Source organism: Burkholderia sp. KCJ3K979 (assembly GCF_016759955.1).
Lineage (GTDB): Bacteria > Pseudomonadota > Gammaproteobacteria > Burkholderiales > Burkholderiaceae > Burkholderia > Burkholderia orbicola.
Window position 1 is genome coordinate 1 of record NZ_JACFYV010000458.1, and the last position, 631, is coordinate 631.

Annotated in this window: 1 protein-coding gene; it reads right to left on the minus strand. The window is 74.6% G+C overall.

Annotated features, from left to right (window positions below; all coding sequences use genetic code 11):
* Nucleotides 1-631: TolC family protein (locus tag H3O04_RS35615; protein ID WP_202589543.1), on the minus strand; the 631-nt coding region annotated here is incomplete at both ends.

Consider the following 631-nt stretch of genomic DNA (forward strand, 5'->3'; position numbering starts at 1 on the left):
CGGGCGCGCGCCCGGTCAGCACCGCGAGTTCGTACAGCGCCGCGCGCCGCGAGCCGACGAGCGCCGGCAAATCGGCGCGCGTGTCGTCGGCGAACGCGCGCGAACGCGCCACTTCAAGGTCGGACACGAGCCCGTGCGCGCGCTGCTTCGCCGTCAGCGCGGCCAGCCGGTCCGCGATGCCGACCGACTGCTCGGCCACGTCGATCCGCTCGCCGTATGCGCACACCTGCGCATACGCGGCCGTCGTCTCGGCGGCCACCACGACGCGCATCGCATCGGACGCGGCCTGCACCGCGTCGGCGTCGGCCTGCGCGGCATCGACCAGATGGCGCACGCGGCCCCACAGATCGACTTCCCACGACAGCGAGAACGACGGCGCGAAGCCCCAGCGCGTGCGCGCATCGGTGTCCTTGGCCGCCGCAACGATCTGGTCGGGCGCGTGCTTGCCGTAGTCGACGCCGAAGCCGGCCGTCGTGTCGGGCAGCCGCGCGGCGCCGGCCTCGTCGAACACGGCGCGCGCGCGCTCGACCCGCGCCACGGCCGCCGCAAGATCGCGGTTCTGCGCGAGCGCATCGCGCACGAGACCGTCGAGCACGGGATCGTCGTAGAGGCGCCACCAGCGTTGCGGCGG